At 47.9% G+C, this 21,013-nt stretch carries 18 protein-coding genes, 1 pseudogene and 1 other annotated feature; of the genes and pseudogenes, 14 read left to right on the top strand and 5 right to left on the bottom strand.

Annotated elements, in window-relative coordinates; translation table 11 throughout:
- The first annotated feature begins 35 nt into the window (after positions 1 to 35).
- The gene (gene metK / locus ABNN70_RS14200) at positions 36 to 1,262 is read left to right on the top strand and encodes a methionine adenosyltransferase (RefSeq protein ID WP_129928065.1); all 1,227 of its coding nucleotides are present in this window, start codon (positions 36 to 38) and stop codon (positions 1,260 to 1,262) included.
- Positions 1,263 to 1,483: 221 nt separating this feature from the next.
- Positions 1,484 to 2,551, top strand: coding sequence for a tetraprenyl-beta-curcumene synthase family protein (locus tag ABNN70_RS14195; protein ID WP_353948159.1), 1,068 nt, complete (start codon positions 1,484 to 1,486; stop codon positions 2,549 to 2,551).
- Between the two features lie 111 nt (positions 2,552 to 2,662).
- Here the strand turns inward: ABNN70_RS14195 and ABNN70_RS14190 are convergent.
- A pseudogene (locus ABNN70_RS14190) lies at positions 2,663 to 3,633 on the bottom strand (TIGR01212 family radical SAM protein).
- Positions 3,634 to 3,803: 170 nt separating this feature from the next.
- Positions 3,804 to 4,052: a binding site (T-box leader), on the top strand.
- Positions 4,053 to 4,118: 66 nt separating this feature from the next.
- Here ABNN70_RS14190 and leuS point away from each other — a divergent pair.
- Both leuS and ABNN70_RS14180 read left to right on the top strand, forming a co-directional pair.
- Positions 4,119 to 6,542 carry a leucine--tRNA ligase gene (gene leuS / locus ABNN70_RS14185; protein ID WP_129928315.1) on the top strand — a complete coding sequence of 808 codons (2,424 nt, stop codon included), beginning with the start codon at positions 4,119 to 4,121 and terminating at the stop codon, positions 6,540 to 6,542.
- Positions 6,543 to 7,046: 504 nt separating this feature from the next.
- The gene (locus tag ABNN70_RS14180; RefSeq protein ID WP_353948158.1) at positions 7,047 to 8,666 is read left to right on the top strand and encodes a polysaccharide biosynthesis protein; all 1,620 of its coding nucleotides are present in this window, start codon (positions 7,047 to 7,049) and stop codon (positions 8,664 to 8,666) included.
- Positions 8,667 to 8,858: 192 nt separating this feature from the next.
- On the opposite strand, the gene ABNN70_RS14175 is transcribed toward ABNN70_RS14180, so the two are convergent.
- The 3 genes from ABNN70_RS14175 to cysK form a co-directional block, all read right to left on the bottom strand.
- Positions 8,859 to 9,263, bottom strand: a complete 405-nt coding sequence (locus tag ABNN70_RS14175) for a hypothetical protein (protein ID WP_353948157.1) — start codon at positions 9,261 to 9,263, stop codon at positions 8,859 to 8,861.
- A 143-nt stretch (positions 9,264 to 9,406) separates the two neighbouring features.
- Positions 9,407 to 9,625: a DeoR family transcriptional regulator gene (locus ABNN70_RS14170; RefSeq protein WP_206184235.1), complete on the bottom strand. Its 219-nt coding sequence runs from the start codon at positions 9,623 to 9,625 to the stop codon at positions 9,407 to 9,409.
- A gap of 311 nt (positions 9,626 to 9,936) precedes the next feature.
- On the bottom strand, positions 9,937 to 10,866 hold the full coding sequence (gene cysK / locus ABNN70_RS14165; protein WP_353948156.1) for a cysteine synthase A: 930 nt from the start codon (positions 10,864 to 10,866) through the stop codon (positions 9,937 to 9,939).
- 318 nt (positions 10,867 to 11,184) lie between these two features.
- Here cysK and ABNN70_RS14160 point away from each other — a divergent pair, with 318 nt between their 5' ends.
- From ABNN70_RS14160 to trmB, 3 genes are all read left to right on the top strand, one after another.
- Entirely contained in the window at positions 11,185 to 11,949 is a 765-nt protein-coding gene (locus ABNN70_RS14160; protein WP_353948155.1) for a nuclease-related domain-containing protein, read from the top strand.
- Between the two features lie 99 nt (positions 11,950 to 12,048).
- Positions 12,049 to 12,846, top strand: coding sequence for a phosphotransferase family protein (locus ABNN70_RS14155; protein ID WP_353948154.1), 798 nt, complete (start codon positions 12,049 to 12,051; stop codon positions 12,844 to 12,846).
- Between the two features lie 99 nt (positions 12,847 to 12,945).
- Positions 12,946 to 13,587 (top strand): tRNA (guanosine(46)-N7)-methyltransferase TrmB, encoded by a 642-nt coding sequence (gene trmB, locus ABNN70_RS14150; protein ID WP_353948153.1) that lies wholly within the window; start codon positions 12,946 to 12,948, stop codon positions 13,585 to 13,587.
- A 16-nt stretch (positions 13,588 to 13,603) separates the two neighbouring features.
- Here the strand turns inward: trmB and ABNN70_RS14145 are convergent, their stop codons facing one another.
- The gene (locus ABNN70_RS14145; protein ID WP_353948152.1) at positions 13,604 to 13,930 is read right to left on the bottom strand and encodes a hypothetical protein; all 327 of its coding nucleotides are present in this window, start codon (positions 13,928 to 13,930) and stop codon (positions 13,604 to 13,606) included.
- A 154-nt stretch (positions 13,931 to 14,084) separates the two neighbouring features.
- Between ABNN70_RS14145 and ABNN70_RS14140 the strand changes: the two genes are divergently transcribed.
- The 7 genes from ABNN70_RS14140 to ABNN70_RS14110 all read left to right on the top strand — a co-directional run bounded on the left by ABNN70_RS14140 (position 14,085) and on the right by ABNN70_RS14110 (position 20,832).
- Positions 14,085 to 14,645, top strand: coding sequence for a DUF84 family protein (locus tag ABNN70_RS14140; protein WP_353948151.1), 561 nt, complete (start codon positions 14,085 to 14,087; stop codon positions 14,643 to 14,645).
- A 113-nt stretch (positions 14,646 to 14,758) separates the two neighbouring features.
- A complete protein-coding gene (locus tag ABNN70_RS14135; protein WP_129928077.1) occupies positions 14,759 to 15,553 on the top strand; it encodes a DUF1444 family protein in 795 nt (264 codons plus the stop codon).
- A gap of 21 nt (positions 15,554 to 15,574) precedes the next feature.
- Positions 15,575 to 16,186 carry a YtpR family tRNA-binding protein gene (gene ytpR / locus ABNN70_RS14130; RefSeq protein ID WP_353948150.1) on the top strand — a complete coding sequence of 204 codons (612 nt, stop codon included), beginning with the start codon at positions 15,575 to 15,577 and terminating at the stop codon, positions 16,184 to 16,186.
- Between the two features lie 38 nt (positions 16,187 to 16,224).
- Positions 16,225 to 18,450, top strand: coding sequence for a DNA translocase FtsK (locus ABNN70_RS14125; protein WP_353948149.1), 2,226 nt, complete (start codon positions 16,225 to 16,227; stop codon positions 18,448 to 18,450).
- Positions 18,451 to 18,656: 206 nt separating this feature from the next.
- Positions 18,657 to 19,970: a UDP-N-acetylmuramate--L-alanine ligase gene (gene murC / locus ABNN70_RS14120; RefSeq protein WP_353948148.1), complete on the top strand. Its 1,314-nt coding sequence runs from the start codon at positions 18,657 to 18,659 to the stop codon at positions 19,968 to 19,970.
- Positions 19,971 to 20,124: 154 nt separating this feature from the next.
- Positions 20,125 to 20,544, top strand: coding sequence for a DUF948 domain-containing protein (locus ABNN70_RS14115; protein ID WP_353948147.1), 420 nt, complete (start codon positions 20,125 to 20,127; stop codon positions 20,542 to 20,544).
- Between the two features lie 18 nt (positions 20,545 to 20,562).
- On the top strand, positions 20,563 to 20,832 hold the full coding sequence (locus tag ABNN70_RS14110) for a YtxH domain-containing protein (protein WP_129928082.1): 270 nt from the start codon (positions 20,563 to 20,565) through the stop codon (positions 20,830 to 20,832).
- The last annotated feature ends 181 nt before the right edge of the window (positions 20,833 to 21,013 follow it).

Genomic DNA, 21,013 nt, shown 5'->3' with positions numbered 1-21,013 from the left:
ATGGGATATAATGTTGAAAAGGCAGGGTGAATGAAATGAAGAAGAAGGATTCTCGAAGGCTGTTCACTTCCGAATCGGTGACAGAAGGACATCCGGACAAAATCTGCGATCAGATCTCAGATGCCATCCTTGATGAATTGCTGCGCGGAGATCCAAATGCGCGGGTGGCCTGCGAAACAGTGGTTAATACGGGTCTGGTCCTGGTGACGGGAGAAATTTCAACTTCAACTTATGTAGATATACCTAAAGTAGTTCGCAGGACGATACAGGATATTGGCTATACGGATGCGAAGTATGGATTTGATGCCTCAAATTGTGCCATCCTGACTTCAATTGAAGAGCAGTCTGCCGACATTGCTCAGGGCGTTAACCGGGCACTGGAAGCGCGGGAGGGAAAGATGACGGACGACGAAATTGAGGCGATCGGGGCAGGTGATCAGGGCATGATGTTCGGCTTTGCAGTCAATGAAACACCGGAACTGATGCCGCTGCCGATATCTATTGCTCATAAACTGGCGAAAAGGCTGGCGGATGTGCGCAAGAGCGGAGAAGTGCCTTATTTACGTCCTGACGGAAAAACTCAGGTGACGGTTGAATACGATGAAGCGGGTCACCCTGCACGAGTCGATACGATTGTCGTCTCGACGCAGCATGATCCCGAAGCCACGGAGGAACAGATTAAAAAGGATGTACAGGAACATGTGATCCGTCCTGTTGTTCCGGCCGGACTGATAGACGAACAAACCAGATTCTTAATTAACCCGACCGGGCGATTCGTCATTGGCGGTCCCCAGGGTGACGCGGGATTAACCGGACGTAAAATCATCGTCGACACGTATGGCGGATACGCGCACCACGGAGGGGGCGCTTTTTCAGGAAAAGACGCAACAAAAGTGGATCGTTCAGCCTCTTATGCCGCCCGATATGTGGCTAAAAATATTGTGGCGGCGGGACTTGCGGGCAAATGCGAAGTGCAGCTTGCTTATGCGATCGGAGTCGCTGAACCGGTTTCCATTTCCGTGGATACGTTCGGGACAGGTGTGACCTCAGAAGCAAGTCTTGTGGATCTGATCCGCAGGAACTTTGATCTCAGACCGGCCGGCATTATTAAGATGCTCGACCTCCGCCGGCCGATTTATCTTCAGACGGCTGCATACGGACACTTTGGACGTACTGATATAGATCTGCCGTGGGAGAAAACGGATAAAGCTGCCTTACTGAAGCAGCAGATTTTTTCCGGCGATCCGGCAAACGGGAAATAAATCAGCTTAGTTACCAGGAAAACCGTTCCTGTTATCCGGCAGGAACGGTTTTTGTCTTGCTGTCACGTGATATACCGGGTTGATGTCGCGTATAATAGGTCATAAGATCATGTCGCAGGATTGTCAGATTCTGATTTGTTTTTTCGACAGGCACAGCATGGACATGCCGAAAGATATGAGTGAAAGAACGAAACCGGGTATCGTGAAGGAGGCAGTGTGATATGGCTGTTCCGGCAGGGCCCTTAACATTGATGTCACAAATTTACAGGAAAGTACTTCCTGACGTTCACCGGGAGCTGGAACGATGGAAAAAGAAAGCAGATCAGATTCCTGATCCGGAATTGCGAAGACAGGCGCACGCAAGTATGGAGACGAAGGCTTTTCACTGCGAAGGGGGAGCCATTTACAGTCTGCTTGCAGGAGACAAAAGGAGAGAAATCATCTCTTTCATTGTTGCCTATCAGACCATCAGCGACTATCTGGATAACCTTTGTGATCGAAGTACATCACTTGATCCCGAGGATTTTCGCTGCCTGCACCAATCCATGCTGGACGCGCTGACACCAGGTGCCGTTCATTCGGACTACTATCGCTTTCGTGGTTCCTGTTCGGACGGAGGGTATCTGAGCGAACTCGTCGCAACGTGCCAGCATATCCTGCGCAGGATGGACGCGTGGAAAACCATCCATCCCAGTCTTCTCGAACTGGCCGGTTTTTACTGCGACCTTCAGGTGCATAAACATGTTGAAAAGGATCAGCGTGTTCCCCGGTTAATTGCATGGTTTAAAAAATACAGGGACAGGCTTCCGGAAATGAGCTGGTATGAGTTTGCCGCGTGTTCAGGTTCGACTCTCGGTATTTTTTGTATCGTCTCCTACGCAGCCGCACGTGGAGATGAAATGCGTACGCTTACCGGGACAATCAGAAACAGTTATTTTCCCTGGGTACAGGGTCTGCACATCCTCATGGACTACTTCGTCGATCAGGAGGAAGACAAAAGAGAAGGTGATCTCAACTTCTGCAATTATTACGGCAGCGAGGAAGAGATGATGAAACGATTCAATTATTTTATCGAAGAAGCTGATGATGCGATTGATAACATGCCGGACCGACGATTTCATAAAATGATCAATCGCGGACTGCTTGGCATCTATCTTGCTGATAAAAAAGTAGCCAGGCAGAAGAACGTACGTATTCTTGCACGAAAGCTGATCCGAAGAGCAGGAGGAAGCGGGATGTTCTTCTTTATAAATGGCTGGGTTTATCGCAGACTGAGGCAGAGTATCTGACATAACAGAAAAAACGAGGCGAATTTCTGCCTCGTTTTTCTTTGTGCTATTAAGAAAATTTAAAATTCGGGTGCAAAGGGCAACCAGGCTTTGCCGAAGCCGGATTTTTCTTCACCGGGATGCCGCGTTCCGGGAGGACGAATAAAATTTTCCCTGCCAGCTGTCCCGGCGTTCTAATTCATCGTCAATGGCATCCAGAACCTCCCATTTGTTCAGACTCCACATCGGACCGATCAACAGGTTTGCGGGTCCGTCCCGGTCAGCCGGTGAATGACCATCTGCGGAGGCAGGATTTCCAGCTGATCACAGACAAGATTGACATAGGTATGAAAATCAAGGAATTGGAGCATGCCTTTTTCATACTGTTTCACCATAGCTGTTTTTTTCAGCAGATGAAGCAGGTGGATTTTTATACCCTGGACATCCAGATGCGCAACAGAACGGGCTGTTTCCATCATCATCTGCGGGGTTTCCCGTGGTAATCCGTCAATGATGTGCACACAGATGCGAATCCCTCTGTTCCTGAGTTTGTTGACGCCTTCAACAAAACAGGCATAGTCATGAGCGCGATTGATCAGTTTTCCGGTTTCATCATGAACAGTCTGCAGACCAAGCTCTATCCAGAGATAAGTACGCTGATTCAGGTCTGCAAGGTAGTCAACCACATCATCCGGCAGACAGTCCGGACGAGTCGCAATGGAGAGGCCTGCGACACCTTCCTGTTCGAGTATGACTTCAAATCGCTCGCGCAGCACATCAACCGGTGCATATGTATTGGTAAAGGCCTGAAAAAAGCCAATATATTTTCTGGCATGCGGCCATTTTTTCAGCATTCTCTTCTTTACTGTCTGAAACTGAGTGGCAAGATCATCCCGCCGGTCTCCCGCAAAATCTCCGGATCCTTTCTGACTGCAAAATGTACAGCCACCGTAAGCGACTTTTCCGTCCCGGTTCGGGCAGTCAAAACCGCCATCCAGCGGCACCTTAAACACCTTTTCACCAAACCGCTGTCTGAGGTAAGTATTCCATGAAAAGTAGCGCTTGTCCGAGCCAAAAAAATCCGGACACCTGTTTTCAGACATTTATCTGATCCTCCTTGTCTTCTCTAACGTGCATTCTAACAAAGTTTACAACATACGTGAAGTGGACGTATGAAAACAGGAACAAAAGGAAAAAATATTTTGTATCTTTCAATTTGCATATTGACAGACTAAAATGGATTACATAGAATGAAAGACACAAGCTGAATCAATGGAAAGCGATGAAGGGGAACAGTAGATGCCGATCTGATTACAGAGAGCCGGCGGATGGTGCAAGCCGGCACAGAAAAGCAGCGAACTCGCCCCGGAGCAGCAGATTTTCCTGTTCATGATTTATTTGGAAGGTTTTGCCGTACACCCGCGTTAAGGGAATAAGCGAGTATCAGTCTGATTCTGCAGGCTGCATACTAATGTGGGTGGTACCGCGGGAATAACATTGTGATCAACCTCTCGTCCCTGACAACAAGTTAAGGGCGGGGGGTTTTTATATTGTTACATGATGAAAGAAGGAGGGTTGGGCCATGGGGCTGACTTTTGATCATAGAAAAATTGAAGCGAAATGGCAGAAATACTGGGATGATCACCATACGTTTAGAACAAATGAGGATTCGGGTAAACCGAAATATTACGTGCTTGATATGTTTCCTTATCCGTCCGGGAAGGGACTTCACGTCGGACATCCTGAAGGATATACGGCCACGGACATACTTGCGCGGATGAAACGGATGCAGGGATTTGAAGTTCTTCATCCGATGGGATGGGACGCCTTTGGACTGCCGGCTGAACAGTACGCGCTCGATACCGGCCACGACCCTGCTGAATTTACCAAACAGAATATCCAAACGTTTAAAAGGCAGATTAAATCACTGGGCTTTTCTTATGACTGGGATCGGGAAATTAATACGACTGACCCGGAATACTATAAATGGACACAGTGGATTTTTCTTCAGCTTTATAAGAAAGGGCTCGCTTACGAGGCAGAAGTGCCGGTCAACTGGTGCCCGGCTCTGGGAACCGTTCTGGCTAATGAGGAAGTGATTGACGGAAAAAGTGAGCGCGGCGGTTTCCCCGTCATCCGGAAGCCGATGAAACAGTGGATGCTCCGGATCACTGCCTATGCCGACAGGCTGCTCAAGGATCTGGATGATCTGGACTGGCCGGACAGCATTAAAGAGATGCAGCGGAACTGGATCGGACGCTCGGAAGGAGCCGAAGTTGTATTCCAGGTGGACGGACATCCGGATGAAAAGGTGACTGTCTTTACAACGCGTCCTGATACGCTGTTCGGTGCAACCTACATGGTTCTTGCACCAGAGCACAAACTGGTTGACAAGATCGTCACACCGGAACAAAAAGAAGCAGTTGACAGCTATCGCAGGAAGGTTGCAGTTAAGAGTGATCTTGAGCGTACAGATCTCAACAAAACAAAAACCGGTACGTTTACCGGGGCGTATGCCATCAATCCGGTTAACGGACGGAAAGTGCCGATCTGGATTGCTGATTATGTCCTGATCACCTATGGCACCGGTGCAATCATGGCGGTACCCGGACATGATGATCGTGATTATGAATTTGCAAAGAAATTCGGACTGCCCATTATTGAGGTCGTTTCCGGCGGTGATCTGTCAAAAGAAGCCTACACCGGGGAAGGTAAACATGTAAATTCCGGCTTCCTGGATGGATTAGGAAAGCAGGATGCCATCACGAAAATGATTGCGTGGCTGGAAGAACACAAGGCCGGTAAACGGAAAATTACCTACAGGTTACGCGACTGGCTGTTCAGCAGGCAGCGTTACTGGGGGGAGCCGATCCCCGTCATTCATATGGAAGATGGGACCACAAAACCAGTTCCGGAAGATGAACTGCCGCTGCGCCTGCCGAAGACAAAGAATATTAAGCCTTCCGGTACAGGTGAATCTCCGCTTGCCAACGATACGGACTGGATTAACGTGGTGGACCCAAAGACCGGAATGAAGGGCAGACGGGAAACCAATACGATGCCGCAATGGGCAGGAAGCAGCTGGTATTTTCTCCGGTATGTCGATCCGCATAATAAAAAGCAGCTGGCCAACCCGGAAAAACTGAAACACTGGATGCCTGTCGATCTTTATGTCGGCGGTGCCGAACATGCTGTTCTGCACTTGCTGTATGCCCGTTTCTGGCACAAGGTGCTTTATGATCTTGGCATCGTGCCGACCAAAGAGCCTTTTCAGAAACTGGTGAATCAGGGAATGATTCTCGGCGGCAATCATGAGAAGATGAGTAAATCCAAGGGCAATGTGGTGAATCCGGATGACATCGTTGCTTCACATGGTGCCGATACACTTCGTCTCTACGAAATGTTCATGGGCCCTATTGATGCGGCAGTGGCCTGGTCTGAAAAAGGCATAGACGGATCACGCAGATTTCTTGATCGTGTCTGGAGACTGTTTGTTTCAGCTGATGGAAAAATCTCCGACGGGGTTTCAGACAGTTTCACCGCGGATGCTGAATTTGAGAAGGTCTATCATCAGACCGTAAAAAAAGTGACGGAAGACTTTGAGATCATGCATTATAATACCGGTATTGCCCAGCTGATGACCTTCATTAATGAAGCATACAAACAGGAGAAGATACCAAAGTCGATGGCGGAAGGCTTTATTCAGCTGCTGTCGCCGGTCGCTCCGCACATCAGTGAGGAAATCTGGTCGCTGCTCGGTCATCAGGAGTCTATTGAAAAATCTGCCTGGCCGACTTATGATGAATCGAAACTCTCTGAAAAGAGGATTGAAATTGTCGTCCAGGTAAACGGTAAAATCCGTTCAAGGCTGATGATTGATAAAGGAGCAAAGAAGGAAACGCTTGAGAAAGCAGCGCTGAATGACCAGCGTGTCGCTGAAAATCTTGAAGGCAAAACCGTGAAAAAAGTGATTGCCGTCCCGGATAAGTTGGTGAATATTGTTGCCAGGTGATCGGGAGGTCATTCATCTGGTCGAAATACGAAGCGCAGGTCCGAATGGACGGCGCCGAAGACTTGAGCGTGGTGATGAGATAAAGGTGATTGATGTCCGAAGATGAGGAAGTCGCAGCGGGGAAAATACCGCAGGCGGTGCATGTTCGAATTTTTCGATCTTCCTTTGTATATCGATAAGATGGACCGTTTTGCAGGATATGTGAGGGCCTGTCGTGCCGGGCGTCGCAGCACTCCTGCTGCTGAATTTCTTCAGGAACAGGGGGGTTCAAGGGTTCAACGTCATGAATGGGACAGGCGGAATGTTTGAGTGGTGCGGAAGCATGGCCCGACATCAGCAGATTTTTACCAGAGCTTTATGGAATCCTTTTTCCGTAAAGCTTTGTTTTTTGCCAAATACAAAAAGTTGCCATATGGCAAAACTTAATCACGGCATCAGTTGTGGTAAAATAGAAAAAGTTGCGGACATTTGTCCGATAAAAGTACTGCTTAGGAGCGTTTCCGCATGGCTACGTCCAAGATGATCAGAGGGACGATGATTCTTACTGTCGCCACCTTTTTTTCTCGTTTTCTCGGGATCCTGTTTGTCATTCCTTATTATTGGCTGACTGGAGAAGAAGGATCTTTTCTTTATCAATATGCATATACACCGTACGCGATCATGCTGAGTATTTCAACGATGGGGCTTCCACTGGCCGTCTCGAAATTTGTGTCAAAATATAATGCGCTCGGAGACTATGAAGCAGGGAGAAGACTGCTCAAGTCCGGCATTTTCATCATGCTGGGAACCGGTCTGATCGGATTTCTGCTCATGTTTTTCGGAGCGCCGAAAATAGCTGAGCTCTTTGATATTCCATCGAGCTACTTCGACTCTGTTGTGCTGGTTATCCGTGTGGTCAGTATTGCCATTCTGATTGTTCCGATGATGAGTCTTCTACGCGGTTACTTTCAGGGCTTTCAGTCGATGGGACCAACTGCGGTGTCACAGGTTGTCGAACAGATTGTCCGTGTCGCTTTTATCCTGATTGGCGCGTTTGTTGTTGTTAAGGTCTTCGGAGGATCTGTTGTTATCGCGGCGGCGCTCGCAACTTTTGCCGCGTTTGTCGGTGCGGTAGCGGGTCTTTATGTCATGATGCATTACTGGGTGTCCAGAAGAAATAAGATCAGCCGGATGAATCAGGGCCCATCTTCGCGACGCAGGCTGTCCCTCTTTTCGATGTACAAGGAACTGATTACTTATGCCATTCCATTTGTGGCGGTCGGCATTGCCATGCAGCTGTATCAGCTGATTGATCAGTCCATGGCTTTTCATTATTTACATTACAGCCGTGAAGTCACTCGCGCCGTAATTGCCGATCTGACGATGAATGATCAGAAGCTTGTCATGATCCCCGTCACCCTGGCGACCTCTCTGGCCGTCAGCGCGGTCCCGGCAATTGTTGCCTCTTACGCCAGAGGGAAGATGAAAGATGTTCGTGAGAAAATCACTCAGGCCCTTCAGCTCGTTCTGTTTCTGACGGTTCCCGCCGCCTTTGGCCTGTCCGTTCTCGGAAATATGGTCCATGTCGTGCTTTATTATAATCCCGGCCAGGTCGAACTGATGCAGATTGGTGGTAAAATTCTCACCTGGTATGCACCAACGGCCATTTTATTCGCTCTGTTTCAGGTTCTGGCTTCAATTGTTCAGGGGATTAACCGGCAAAAGGTGACACTGATTGCTCTTGGAGCCGGTGTGGTCGTCAAAATACTTCTGAATCCGGTATGTATGAAATTTTTTGGCATGATCGGTCCGGTCATCGCCACGAACGCAGGCTATGCGCTTTCCATTATGATCATTGCTGCTGCTGTTCGAAAAGCTACAGCGTATACTTTCTCGCTGATTGCTCAGCAGGTCATTCATATCGTTGTCTACACGACGATTATGATTCTGTTGATCCGGCTGATCTTCTTCTTTTTCGGAGGATCATTTACAGCAAGTAGATTTATGGCATTTCTTATTCTCATCATAAGCGTTCTTGCGGGTGCTGCCGTCTATCTGCTTCTCGCCAGATATACCGGTTTACTGAGAAAAGTATTGGGAAAATCACACAAAGCAGGATCACAATCAAGACACAGTAAAGGATAAAACGGACAGAAATCGTTCTCTGTCCGTTTTATCCCGCATGAACGGGCAGTACCCCCCCACCTCAGGGCCATGAGGGGAAACGGAGATGTCCGGGTGGGAGATAAACTGCCCGCAGCAGCCTGATGACACAATCAGTGGAGGATAAAGATTCCCCCACTGATTGAAATCTTAATTTTTTTGAGCCAGACTTCCTTATGGTCGACCCGGACCACCGATTGGCGGCACGGGGACACCCAGTCGTCGTTCAATAATCCGCAGCCTGCGATCCAGACTGTTCAGTTCCCGGTTAAAGCGTTCCTGCTGTCTCTGGATTCGGTTGATTTCACGTTCCGTATGTTCCTGCCGTTGTTCGAGCTGGCGTAATCTTCTTTCAAAGGGACCTTCTCCCGGCCCCGGCGGCTGCCTGTCATAAATGCTGCCCGGTCTGCCGGTCCAGGTATCAGCGAGGTCAGGAAAGGCTGATGCTGTGCTGCTTTCCATGCCTGCAGGATCTGGCTCCTGATACGGAAACATCCCATTGCTGTCTTGTGCAGGATGTGATGGATGGGGGAAAAACGGATATTCTGCCTGACTGAATTCATTTTGTGATGGAAACATCGATACCATCCTCCCTGTCAGCGGTTATTTGTACTTGACGTTACATTAGTCTATGACAGGGCAGGGTGTTTGGCGATAACAGTTGAAATTCCTGATCCTGTAAAAAGGCAAATAAAAAGAGCTGTGATATACAGCTCACCAGATTATGAAACTTTAACTTTTTTTTCAGTGACCATCCATTGCCCTCTGCGCGGGCTTCTGACTAAATTGTTATACGTCAGAATATTTAAATCTCTCTGCATTGTTCGTTGTGTCATGTCAAATTCTTCAACCAGTTCTTTCGTTGTGACAACACCTTGTCTGCGAATGTAAAGATATACAGACTTTACGCGGTTCAGCATACGATCAGTTGAAGGACTCAAATCACCACTCCCTAAATTTATTGTCAATAGAAGAATATGACTTCCATTGAATCGAATATGCAAGGTGCGGGAAAATACAGAAGATTCAGTATGCAGGAAGTTACTCTCCAAGACTCCTGATTTCATTTTTAATATAACTCTTTTTCAGAAAATGTCAAACCTTTTATTTTTTTTACGCCGGTGTCCTTGATTTCAGCCGGCGAAGCTGGACTTCTGGTGGATGGAACAGGATCATTTTCTATCGTGTGAATGGAAAAAACTGCCTTCTTCGGGTGTGAAGGGCAGTTTTTATGTTGAAGGAATATACAGATTTACCGGGGAAAGATGTCTCCTGAAAGGTAACGTTCCCCTGTATCGTTGATCATACAAACAATGACATCGCCCGGAGTAAAGCGCCTGGCTACCTGAAGAGCAACAAAAACAGAAGCCCCTGATGACGGACCGCACAAGATGCCTTCCTCAGTTGCCAGACGACGGGTAATCTCATAAGCATCGTGGTCACTGACCTTGATAATTTCGTCAACTAATGAAAGATCAAGTGTCTCCGGTATAAAACCCGGACTCGTTCCGACGATCTTGTGTCTGCCGGGTTTTCCACCACTCAGGACAGGGGATCCGGATGGTTCACAGATATGGATGGTCAACTCCGGAAAGGCTTTTTTTAAGGCTTTCCCGGTGCCTGTAATGGTTCCACCGGTGCCTGCTGCCCCAACAAATGCCCGCAAAGGTTTGCCCAGTGTGTTCATATCCTCGATAATCTCCGGTGCGGTGGACAAAAGATGAGCCTGCGGATTTGCCGGATTTGAGAACTGCATCGGCATGAAACTGTCCGGTATGGTTCGATTCAGTTCTTCTGCTTTCCGGATGGCTCCGGGCATTTTGTCACGCCCGGGTGTCAGGACGACTTCCGCACCGAAAGCTTTAAGGAGGTTCTTGCGCTCTCTGGTCATCGTATCCGGCATCACGATCATGGCTTTATAGCCCCGGGCAACAGCATTCATCGCCAGCCCGATGCCCATATTTCCTGATGTAGGTTCAATAATTGTCGCGCCTTTCTTCAATTTTCCCTCTTGTTCAGCGGCCAGAATCATATGCCGTGCAGCGCGGTCTTTGACACTTTTGGTTGGATTGAAATATTCAAGTTTTGCATAAATGGATGCGCCATTCGGGTCAGGCAGTCGGTTCAGACGTACCATCGGTGTATGGCCAACCAGCTCATCAATGGATTTAACTACTTTCAACGTGTACGACATCTCACTTTCTCGGACTTAACATGCTCCGGTTATGTATCAGAACAGTGATCCATCAACATCATGCGAAGGTCCTGCTTCCTCATTTTATCATAATCTCAGTGAGCATACTCGCCACTTCAGTGGTGGGATGAATCACTGAGCCTGGACTTTATTTTGATCATACAGGAATAGCCATATCAGAGGGACCTCTTCATTATTTTTTGGATTGAGCTTCATCTTTATAGTCGGTTTTCCTAATCTTGCGATACAATAGAGGAAGAAGTGCTTCGGGTGTCATCCCGAAGAATTTTTAAAGGTGGCATCAAGATGGCACAGCTGATAAAAATCGGGCAATGTGTATCGCGTTACCAGATTCATCTTATGCGGTATGCTCATCGGTTCATCCTGCTAAAAAAGCGGCGACAGGAACAATGGATGCATCGTGAAAACAGGGAACAGCCATCCGGGTCTGCCCGGAAACATGAGAAGGACCTGTTTGAGGGATGGATCTATGACATGCAGACTGAATGGGCGACGCGGACGGCAGTAGAGCAGTCCCGGTTCCCTGAAGCATGGGCCAGTCAGTCCTGGGTTAAACGTCTTTTAACAGAAGTGAATGATCTTTCATTCTTTATGTTTCGACCGGTACTGAAGGCAGGCGAAGCGACCATACAGCTGGATTCGCTCCTTTTGACAGCAGACGCCGTGTGGTGTCTGACGGCTCTCGAAGGCGAGAGGGGCAGTGTGTTTCAGGGGATTTCCAGACGAAAGTGGCGGGAAATCCGGTCTGATGATGTCCGTGAACTGCTGAATCCGCTGATTGCACTGAAACGGACGCGGCGGATTGTTTCCGGATATCTGGGAAAGTTCGGACTTAGTGTGCCGGTTCTGGCTGCAGTGTATGTACCGAACGGTTTTATTGAATTTGTTCAGGAAGAATCAGGGTTAAGTCTCGTGGATTTAAGGAACGAATCAGCGTGGCTGCACCTGATTTCCAGACACTCGATGATGATGAAGCGGGATCAGATTGCTGCAACGGAGGCCCTGCTTTCCGGCTGTGTAACGGTCGCTTCCGACCGCTGGCGAGATTGAACCGGCATGATTGTTCAATCTAACGGAAAGTGGTATATTCTAAAACATAGTCTTTTTAGAACGAAGCCTCGTTATTTTTGTAAAAAGGTGGCACTTTTGATGAAGTTTTTTGACAGCGATGATTGGGTGCTCTCATCCGCCGGAGGGTTAACCGGGGAAGCCTACATGGCCATGTCCGGGGAACACAAATTGTTTATCAAACGGAACACATCGCCATTTCTGGCGGTTCTGTCAGCAGAAGGGATTGTTCCCAAACTGCTGTGGGCACGCCGTACAGGGAGTGGTGATGTTCTGACTGCCCAGAAGTGGATGAACGGAAGGGTGCTCAAACCGGAGGAGATGGGATCGAAGAAAGTCGCCGCACTCTTAAAAAAAATTCATACTTCCGAGCCGCTGTTATTTATGTTAAAGCGTCTCGGCAAGGAGCCTGTCACGACTTCAGTCATATTTGACCGGCTGGTTCATCGTGCATCAGGGCGGAAGAATTCACCCGCCTTAAACTGCGCGCTTGACTTTCTGCGGAAAACGAGCGGAAAAGCCGAGTACTATGAGAAAAAAGTATGCCATTCCGATATCAATCATAACAACTGGCTGATTAATGAAGGAGAGAAAAAGCTTTACCTGGTCGACTGGGATCAGGCTGTGATAGCAGATCCGGCAATGGATCTGGCCATGCTTTTATACTGGTACATTTCTGAAGATAAGTGGCTCGACTGGCTGAAAATGTATGGCTGGGAAATGAATAATTCTTTACATCTCCGCCTGATCTGGCATATGATTGCATCAACCATTCGTTTCATGTTCTGGCATCAGGAGCACGGCGATGCCAGAAAGTTCATCCTGTTTGAAAAAGATTTACTGTGGCTGAATGATTATGCCGCGCGGTTCTGCAGCTAAACATTATCTATATTTTAGCACCGGACCGTGGTATGATATCTCAGGCAGGTTACGCCATGCACGTTTTCTTCACTGATTTGATTATAAGGAGAATTTTAAATGAGGGTGCGCCATAAACCCTGGGCAAGGGAAAAACTCGACCGCCATACGGAAATAGTTATTCAATCACCAAAGTATTATTACGGAGAATGGTACGAAGCATTTAACCGCGAAGCCCCTCTTTGCGTGGAAATAGGTACGGGGAAGGGCAGATTTATTACCGGAATGGCTGAAAAGTATCCGGAAAAAAATTTTGTCGGTATTGAGCTCCACGAGAGTATAATTGTAACGGCTCTTGAACGATGCCTGGAAAAAAAATTAAGAAATGTCCGCCTGGTGAATGCAGATGCCCGTGGTCTGACTGAGTTCTTTGCCGAAGATGAAGTGGACGATATTTATTTGAATTTCTGTGATCCCTGGCCGAAAAAACGCCATGAGAAACGAAGGCTTACTTATTCGTCTTTTCTCGCACAGTATGAATATGTCCTGAAAAATCAGGGGATCATCCACTTTAAAACGGACAATCAGGGATTATTTGAATATTCTCTGGAAAGTTTTTCAAAGTACGGTTTTGTTCTGCAGAATATCAGTCTTGATTTGCATCACTCCGGTGACAGGGACAATATCATGACAGAATTTGAAGAGAAGTTTTCGTCAAAGGGCCAGCCGATTTACCGTTGTGAGGCCATATCCGGTTATTGAAGCGGCAGCGGAGACGCTACTCCTGCAGTTTCAGTTTCAGAAGGGAACCGGTGCAGGCATCGGCAATAAAGTCATAATGTTTCACGGCATGCCCGTCCTTAACAGTCAGTCCGCCCTGATACACGTTACTTGTCAGGGCGTCTTTTGTCTGTGTGAGCGGCGTAAGGCCTATCCATGCCCCGTTAACGGGCAGCTCTTTCTTAACTTTATTTTTCACGTAGCCCATGACCTTTTCAGGACTGAGCAAATGATCTGTGTACTGCTGCATCTTTCTTGCCGCGATACCCGCAGCAAACCCTGCAGTTGCTGCAATCAGGATGGAAATGCCTGTTTTCATGTTCATGCTGATACCAACTTTCTGTTTTTCTATAGTATAAAGGGAAAAAGAAAATAAACCAAATTCTCCTCAGGCGTCTTATTGGCGGGGAAAAATGCTTTTACTCCGCTGATATCACGATCAGGCAGGGATAGGGTAATAAATAAAGGACGGTTGTCGTATGATTATCGGGATCGGAACAAAGAATCCGGCAAAAATCAAAGCTCTGACAGAATTGCTTGATCAACTCGGGCGAAAGGATGATGTGAAAAGTTTTGATGTGCCTTCCGGTGTATCCGCCATGCCCATGTCGGATTCTGAGACCCGGCAGGGAGCAATCAATCGGGCGCGTGCCGTCATCCGTTCGGACCGCTCGGTGACGATCGGCATCGGTCTTGAAGGGGGCGTGTCCGACCTTGACGGCGAGATGTTTCTATGTAACTGGGGCGCCGCAGCAGACCGAAACGGACAGGTCATCACGGCCGGCGGTGCCCGGATCCTGCTGCCGGACCAGCTGGCGGACGGCGTTCGCTCAGGGCATGAACTCGGTCAGGTCGCAGAAAGATATACCGGAGAGAAGAATGTCAGTCAGCATGGCGGAACCATCGGATTTCTGACTGAGGGAATGATGTCAAGAACGGAAATGTTCCAACATGTCCTGAAACTGATTGACGGGCTTTATCAACATATCAACAGGAAGAACCATTCGCCGGTCGGCCAGTCGCAGACGGAAGAGGATTAGTTTCTCTGATCGCTTTTTCCGCAATCTGTTTTCTTAAAGGACAGGATGAGGGCCGGCCCATGTCAGGCTATGGTAAAATGATTTTGATATCCTGAAAGGGAGGATCCTGTCACATGAATCTCGTGGAATTAAGAAAGGAATTGACAAAGCGCTTAGCCTCTGATGAACGGACTGTCCGCTTTGACAGACAGTCGGACAAACTCAGAATTGAAAATAAGGATGGCGGACGCGGCGTGACCGTTTCTCTGCCTGAACTTTTAAAGAAATATCAGGAGAAGGGTCCTGATATGATCCCTCTTTTCGTCTCTGAAATTGACAGAGGTCTTAAGGCCATGACCCGCCCGTTTGCGATCAAGGGGCATGTTGACAGGATCTTTCCTGTCATCCGTGCGGCATCCTTTCCGGTCACAACGAAAGACGGAAAAGAACTGCTGACGGAAAAGCACACGGCGGAAACCAGCATCTATTATGCTTTGGATATGGACGGCTCATACCGACTGATTGACAAGGATGCGCTGAGAAATGAAGGCATAGACAGCGAAACAATTGTCAGAGCAGCAAGTGCCAACCTGCAGTCACTTCCGACAGGTATGAAAAAAGACATGGTGAAACATAATGCCTTCTATTTTTTGAATTATAATGATGGCTATGATGCAAGCAGGATCCTGAACCAGCAGCTTCTAAAGCACATGAAGGCGAAGGCAAAGGGCGATCTGACTGTTGCCGTCCCTCATCAGGATGTCCTGATCTTTGGTGATATCGTCAATCCGGAGGGATATGATATTCTCGCACAGATGGTGATGAAATTCTATTCAGAGGGCAGAGTGCCGATTACGATTCTCCCGTTCATTTTTGAAAACGGGGCACTTGAACCCATCTTCATCATGGCAAACAGACGACCGAATTGAATGTTGGAAGGAGAAAAATAAATGATTGTCTACTACAGTAAAGAGGGCATCGGTGATGTCCTGATGATTTATCTGAAAGAAGGGGAGTCCGAAACGTTTGAAAGGAAGGGTGATGTAGCCAGAATTTTTGATAAGAAATCAGGCGAAGCGATCGGCTTTAATTTCTTTCATGCATCGGAGGATCTGCCCAGTCTGAATACCGGTGAAGTCAGGCAGGATGAGGAACTGATCCGCACCCTGAACCACAAACTGGCCAGGTCAGGTTTTTCGGACCGGCTGACAGTAGACAGAACCCCTTCGATTGTCACAGCCTATGTGGAAAAGTGTGAGAAACACCCGGATTCGGATCATATGCACGTTTGCCTGGTCGATGTCGGCGACAGAGAACTTCAGATCGTCTGCGGTGCTCCGAACATTAAGCAAGGTCAGAAGGTGGTTGTAGCCAGGCCGGGCGCTCTGATGCCGGGTGGACTGATCATACGTCCGACGGTATTAAGAGGGGTTGCTTCTGATGGCATGATCTGTTCAGCACGTGAACTGGCTTTGCCCCATGCCCCTCAGAAACGAGGCATACTGGTTCTGGATGATGCTGCAGCAGTGGGAGAAGATTTTCTGGCCGGAGTACATAAATAGAGAGCGTATGCGGATTATTCAAGGGAGGTGAATCCGACGTGACAGAAAAATGGTGGCGGCGTTTATTTGGCCTGGAAGACGAAGAGCCGAAAGAGGAGCCAGGACCGGATCATCGGCACAGCCCAACCGGAACAAACCGTTCCATCGGTCGTTTTGAAGATAGCCGGCGTTCTGTCAAAGTGCGGATGATGTCGCAATATCCTGCAGAACAGGCGGCCAGTCATTCACCGCATGCTTCCTCATCATCAGCTTCTTCCCCTGACTCCGGCAAGTCGGAAAAGCCGGCATCAGACGTTCCTCCTCAGGAAAGCAGAAAGCCGGAAAAACGGCCCTTCCGGCTGACACAGATTCCTTCGCCGGTGTACGGTTTCAAAAAGCCGCCGGAAGATTTTTACAGAAGGAACCGGGAAGAAAAGGTGCAGCTTGACAGGCATAAAGAAGAGCAGGAAAGAAAGCGGGTTGCAGAGAGAAAATCGGATGCTTTGCGGAGAACCGGCGCCGTCGTTCCGCCGCATAAAGAACAGCCGGTTATTGATCAGACTGTAATGAATCAGCCGTCCCTCCAGAGAAAGGAAAAAGAAACAGATGAAGAAAACCACGCTGATCCAGTGCCGGAGAGAACGCCTGCGCGACAGGAAGAGAAAGAGCCGGAACGTTTACCTGAGCAAAAGGAACATACGGCTGCCCGGAACAGGCTGAAGAGATCTCCTCACAGGCCGGCAGGTGAATCAAAAGTGCCATTCAATGTTTTAATGTTCGGATCAGATCACCACGCTGCACGCCGAATGGAAGCTGCCCGTCGTCATCATGATCATGAACGGGCGGGAAAAAACATATCCGGAGAAAACGGCCTCAGGCTGCCTCTGTCGCTTCTGGATGATCCGGATCAGGCAGAAGGAAACAGCGACGGCTGGATAGCCGAAAAAGAGAAAACCCTGGCAGATACACTGAAAAATTTCCATGTCTCTGCCGATATCATCGGCCATGTGCACGGACCGAGTGTCACTCGTTTCGATATTCACCTGCATCCCGGTGTCAAAATTAATAAAGTCATGAGACTTTCTGAAGATATTAAACTGAGTCTTGCCGTCAGACAGGTCAGGATTGCGACTGTACCCGGCAGAAGTGCCGTTGGTATTGAAATCCCCAACAAAGACCGGCGCCCGGTCCTCCTGAAACAGATCCTTGAATCAAAAGCGTTTATCGACAGTCGTGCGCCACTGACGGCCGCTCTTGGTATAGATGTATCCGGTAACCGTATTGTGACGGATCTGGCGAAAATGCCGCATGGCTTAATTGCCGGAGCAACCGGTTCGGGAAAGAGTGTTTGTATCCATTCACTTATTCTGAGTCTGATATACAGGAACCCACCGGAGCGGTTGCGCCTGCTTCTAGTTGATCCGAAGGTGGTGGAACTGGCTCCTTATCAAAGTCTTCCCCATCTGGCGGCACCTGTCATTACTGAACCGAAAGAAGCGGCTCTGGCGCTGAAATGGGTCGTTGAAGAGATGGAGAAACGCTACAGGGCGTTTGCTGCATCCGGAGTCCGTGATATCGACGGATATAACAGGAAAATATCAGGGACCGGAGAACACATTCTCCCCTATATCGTGATCATTATCGATGAACTTTCAGATCTGATGATGGTTGCCCCTCAGGAGGTAGAAGAGTCCGTGTGCCGGATCGCGCAGAAAGCCCGTGCGGCCGGTATTCACCTTCTTCTCGCCACACAGCGCCCGTCTGTGGATGTGATCACTGGGCTGATTAAATCCAATATTCCGGCCCGCATCGCGTTCAGTGTCTCTTCTCAGACAGATTCGCGGACAATTATTGACAGCGGCGGGGCTGAGCGCCTCCTTGGCAGAGGGGATATGCTGTATGCAGAAAATGGATCACGCACGTTAAAACGTATTCAGGGCTGCTTTGTTTCGGATGAGGAGATACGCCGTGTTACGGGTGCATTTCATGGCAGCAGTCATCAGGAATTTCTTTTCTCTGAAGAATCATTTCGAAAAATGGACACCGAAGCATCTGAAGAAGATGATTTACTGGAGGATGCAGCAGCGTTTGTGGTCGATCAGGGACAGGCTTCTGTATCAAGTATCCAGCGCCATTTCCGAATCGGCTATAATCGGGCGGCAAGGCTGGTCGATGCACTGGAAAGCCGCAATATCATCTCAGGAGCAAATGGCAGCAAACCACGTCAGGTTCTGATGACAAGAGAACGGCTTGAAGAACAGATGGCAGGTGATGGGCCATTCTGAGCAGTCGTAAAATAGCTTTTACAACCTTGCTGATAAAGGTTAAAATATATGCCGGGTGACTGCCAGATGAGGGCCAGTCAGCAGATGAATCATGTAAAAATTTTTTAATTGAAATGACATGGGGCGGACACCCACAGTGATCCGGCAGAGTATACTATGGCTATGGGTGTAAAAAGCACGGATGAACGAGTTTATGGAGGTCAATTATGTCGAAATATCATTTTGTCGGAATCAAAGGTACCGGAATGAGCGCACTTGCCCAGATTTTACAGGATTTACATGTTGAGGTACAGGGGTCTGACGTTGAAAAACGTTTTTTTACACAGAAAGCTCTTGAAGACAGAAATATTCCTGTTTTCCCGTTCAATAAAGATAATATTTCACCAGGTGAAATTATCATTGCCGGAAATGCCTTTCCGGATACACATGAAGAAATTGTACGGGCTAAAGAATTAGGACTGCCGGTATATCGCTACTACGACTTTCTTGGTGATCTCGCCAAAAAATATACGAGTATTGCTGTTACCGGAACGCACGGGAAAACATCAACGACGGGGCTTCTGTCCTATGTTTTCGAATCTTTTGCGCCAACGTCCTTCCTGATCGGGGATGGAACGGGATCCGGCAATGATAAAGGCAAATATTTTATCTGGGAGTCCTGCGAGTATAAACGTCATTTTCTGCACAGTACCCCGGACTACTGTATTATCACAAATATTGAATTTGATCATTCAGATTATTATAAAGACCTGGACGACGTGTTTAGTGCCTTTCAGGAACTGGCAATGAAAGTCAATAAAGCCATATTCGCCTGTGGGGATAACGAGAAACTGCAGATGATCCAGTCACACGTCCCAATCGTTTATTATGGATTCAACGAAGAGAATGATTTTCAGACACGCCATGTCACTTTCCTGAAGGACGACTCCGGTACAGAATTCGACGTCTATATCCGAAATGAATTTTACGGCCATTTTAAAATCCGTGGATACGGGAATCATAATGTACTGAACGCTCTTGCCGTCATTGCGTTCTGTAATTATATGAATGTCCCTGAGAAACTGGTCAGGGAGCGTCTTGCTGCATTCCGTGGTGTGAAGCGGAGATTTTCTGAATCGAAACTGCCCGGAGTCGATCAGATCATGATTGATGATTACGCGCATCATCCGACAGAAGTTCGCGTTACGATTCAGGCTGCAAGAGAAAAGTATCCTGACCGGAACATTGTCGCCATTTTCCAGCCACATACGTATTCGCGGACAATGACCTTCATGGATGAGTTCGCTGCCTCTCTGGAAACAGCCGACCATGTTTTTCTCTGTGATATTTTTGGATCGGCGAGAGAAAAGAGCGGGAAACTGTCTATTCATGATCTGCAGGATCGCATTGCAGGATCACGGATTCTGCATAACAGCAATATTGATGATCTCAGGCAGTTTGACCATAGCGTTTTGCTGTTTATGGGTGCCGGTGATATTCAAAAGTACCAGAATGAGTACAAAAAGGCATTGAAATCCTGAAACAGCGGGACTAAACTTTTTTTCAGCACTCGGGCATGATAAGATATAGAAGAAGTTTCCATACAGGTTCTTCAGAGTCATAACTTTATTTTTCAGGTATAGAAAATCATTAATTCATTAAACTAACATCGATTATCGAAAGGAGGAATTTACAATGGTCATTATTCTTTATCTCGCTGTAGCCGTCATTGCTGTGGCCTTTGCTGTTCTCGTCTATTTTCTGGCAAAAACGCTGCAGTCCGCCCAGAAAACGATGGACGATGTGGCCTCTACACTTGAAGATGTTCAGGATCAGATGAAAGGACTGAACGAGGAAACAACGGAACTGCTGCACCGGACAAATTTACTCGCGAGAGATATTCAGCAGAAATCTCAAAGCCTGAGCAGTATTTTTAATGCAGTTGAAAATTTTGGCGAATCCCTCAACAGTGTCAATGCTTCAGTTAAGAAAGTAGCAACCAGTATTGAAAACGGCGGTGAAGAAAATGCCGGCAAGGTGGCCAATGCCCTGCAGTGGGGACGAGCCGCCATTGATCTGATTCATCGCTGGAAGGATAAACGGGCGGATAAATAGAAAAGAGGTGGACAGGCAGTGCGTGATACTGATAAACATTCTGGAAAGAAAGTCGCTTTTTTCTCGGGTGTGCTGCTTGGAAGTGTAGCCGGTGCTGCTGCCGTCTATTTTACGGCAGTCTCCTCCGGCAGAAAAAGCTTCATCCGAATTCAGGATACGGGTCGTACCATGATTAATAAAGCTGCCGGACTGTATAAGAAAGCCAGGAAGAGACCCATTAACCTGAAGGGTGAATCGGAGCATCAGGAACAGGTTCAGGGCATCCCGATTCCGAGAGATTATGTCTGATTGTTGAAGAAATGCAGTTGTTCCTGCCATACATATGGCTTAATATGGGCTGATTTGTTACTATGTAAACAGATGAATGAAATCGGGCGTCAAGCGTATTGATGCGTTTTTTGCCTGCCATAAAATGAAAACGTTACTAGATCTGGCACCCCGGGCAGGATCGATTACTGAGGAGGAATGG

Origin of the sequence: Sporolactobacillus sp. Y61 (assembly GCF_040529185.1) — a bacterium.
GTDB lineage: Bacteria > Bacillota > Bacilli > Bacillales > Sporolactobacillaceae > Sporolactobacillus.
Note: the sequence above shows the minus strand (reverse complement) of the source record. Positions and strands in the feature narration are given on the sequence as shown.

What these genes read in the sequence shown, in the direction of transcription:
- murC (WP_353948148.1), top strand. Translation starts at nt 18,657, where the DNA reads ATGTCGAAATATCATTTTGTCGGAATCAAAGGTACCGGAATGAGCGCA.
- ABNN70_RS14175 (WP_353948157.1), bottom strand. Translation starts at nt 9,263, where the DNA reads ATGTTTCCATCACAAAATGAATTCAGTCAGGCAGAATATCCGTTTTTC.
- ABNN70_RS14135 (WP_129928077.1), top strand. Translation starts at nt 14,759, where the DNA reads ATGAATCTCGTGGAATTAAGAAAGGAATTGACAAAGCGCTTAGCCTCT.
- trmB (WP_353948153.1), top strand. Translation starts at nt 12,946, where the DNA reads ATGAGGGTGCGCCATAAACCCTGGGCAAGGGAAAAACTCGACCGCCAT.
- ABNN70_RS14195 (WP_353948159.1), top strand. Translation starts at nt 1,484, where the DNA reads ATGGCTGTTCCGGCAGGGCCCTTAACATTGATGTCACAAATTTACAGG.
- ABNN70_RS14160 (WP_353948155.1), top strand. Translation starts at nt 11,185, where the DNA reads ATGGCACAGCTGATAAAAATCGGGCAATGTGTATCGCGTTACCAGATT.
- ABNN70_RS14145 (WP_353948152.1), bottom strand. Translation starts at nt 13,930, where the DNA reads ATGAACATGAAAACAGGCATTTCCATCCTGATTGCAGCAACTGCAGGG.
- ABNN70_RS14155 (WP_353948154.1), top strand. Translation starts at nt 12,049, where the DNA reads ATGAAGTTTTTTGACAGCGATGATTGGGTGCTCTCATCCGCCGGAGGG.
- metK (WP_129928065.1), top strand. Translation starts at nt 36, where the DNA reads ATGAAGAAGAAGGATTCTCGAAGGCTGTTCACTTCCGAATCGGTGACA.
- ABNN70_RS14180 (WP_353948158.1), top strand. Translation starts at nt 7,047, where the DNA reads ATGGCTACGTCCAAGATGATCAGAGGGACGATGATTCTTACTGTCGCC.
- ABNN70_RS14115 (WP_353948147.1), top strand. Translation starts at nt 20,125, where the DNA reads ATGGTCATTATTCTTTATCTCGCTGTAGCCGTCATTGCTGTGGCCTTT.
- ytpR (WP_353948150.1), top strand. Translation starts at nt 15,575, where the DNA reads ATGATTGTCTACTACAGTAAAGAGGGCATCGGTGATGTCCTGATGATT.
- ABNN70_RS14140 (WP_353948151.1), top strand. Translation starts at nt 14,085, where the DNA reads ATGATTATCGGGATCGGAACAAAGAATCCGGCAAAAATCAAAGCTCTG.